2 protein-coding genes are annotated in these 1,523 nt (G+C 50.3%); one reads left to right on the top strand and one right to left on the bottom strand.

The window, feature by feature from the left end; genetic code table 11:
- Window positions 1-683 precede the first annotated feature (683 nt).
- Window positions 684-1,268, top strand: coding sequence for a hypothetical protein (locus ACFWW2_RS02170; RefSeq protein ID WP_393925749.1), 585 nt, complete (start codon window positions 684-686; stop codon window positions 1,266-1,268).
- 62 nt (window positions 1,269-1,330) lie between these two features.
- Here the strand turns inward: ACFWW2_RS02170 and ACFWW2_RS02165 are convergent.
- Window positions 1,331-1,523, bottom strand: a 193-nt coding sequence (locus tag ACFWW2_RS02165; RefSeq protein ID WP_393925748.1) for a hypothetical protein, incomplete at its 5' end; no start/stop codon positions are given.

The following is a 1,523-nucleotide window of genomic DNA, read 5'->3' as shown; positions in this document are numbered from 1 at the left end:
AAAGTTGTCAAAACAGGTGCGTTGTTCATAACGGTCATTTCTTTATCCAATTCAAGATGGTGAGCTGTTGGCGTTGGTTTCGTGCGAGTCCAGAAGTCGCGGGCGAAGAGCGGAAACTCGACGTTACTTTCCGAAGCTTTGGTCTTTGCCGTTTGATTGCGCGCAAGTCCGTCCAGTCATTTCTTCTCTTATCCAACACTGGAACCCGATCGCTGAATTGGAAAATACCATGATTCTATATTTGAATAGACATCAGCTATGGTGAAGCCCTGTCAGACGTTCATGTTAGCAACACGGGCCAGGGGTCGCTTTCTGCCATGGCAATGGCCGCCTTGCGAAGAAAACTGTCACTCGCACCCCGCGCAGCACTGGTCAATTTGGGCCAAGGGCTCTCTACGGGTATCCGCTGCGACCCGCCCCGATGGCTCTTGGCTCGTCTTGCCCCATTTCAGTGGACAGTTTCAAAAGATCCGGGATAATTCTCGTCGGTCAGCGGGACGGAGTTGCCATTCGTCGATTGGAGGCGGATGTCCGCTTTCGTGGCGTCAGGAAAGAGCTAAGCTGATTTGCAAGCGCTTCGTCTTGTTAAGATGTTTGTGTTGCAGATTTATGGTAATCGCAATTCAACACGACAGGAATGGCTTACCTGACAGAGGCAATACCGTGCATTCGCGGAGACGGTCTTGGGAAAATTTGACAATATTCAATTGGATATGGAGTTGCCAATTCCAAGAGAGGGCGAACTGCGATCAGACGTGAATCTGTTCCAAAGCAAGAGTGTTGGCTATTGGGTGGAGCATGGTTGGCACGATGAAGCGTGGACGCTGACAATATCACGGGAAGGTTGGTTGCTCGATCCAACGGGACAAACGATGGCTTGGTCAGGGACTTTGAACTTTTATGGAGAAGGACATTACTTTGGGTGGTCCGTGTTCGATGCAGAAGTGAAGGACGGAAAGATAACAAATGTCTCTATCGTCGAGATTCCATCGGATCTTGAAGTCGTCAGACTGCCAACCGCAGAGGACTACGCTCATCGGGAGCGGCTTTCGAGACTGGCGAAGGGCGTAGTTTTGATTGCGGTCGAACCGGTTCGCACCGATTACATACCAAATTCGTGCGAAGCCCGAGACTATCCGGTTGGTAGCAAGTTTACGGTTCACCGTGCCTCATCTTTTATGTTGCTATTGATCGATCATGAAGGACAGCTCTGTTGCATTTGGGATCAGCGGACCCGTGACAAACTAGAAGTGAGACCTTCGCACTGATGATCAATTCTTCCGGCCACTCTTTTTGGGCAAGAGGTTTTAGCACGGATTCAGTTTCACTCTCATCCTGCACATAAGCCGACATTTGCCTCAGCGCGGAAAACTTGAAAATTTGGCTCAAGGACGAAGCCGCTCGCGCGGCATTGGCGTTTTTGGCTGATGTTTCGCATTTTTCCTGACGTCGCGCATTTTGTGAACTGACGAACCTGTCCGACGATTGAGGCTTTCTCAGTCGACAGAGGAGGTTCCGATGAC

The organism is Yoonia sp. R2-816, assembly GCF_046762905.1.
Lineage (GTDB): Bacteria > Pseudomonadota > Alphaproteobacteria > Rhodobacterales > Rhodobacteraceae > Yoonia.
This window is presented reverse-complemented; position numbering and strand designations above follow the sequence as displayed.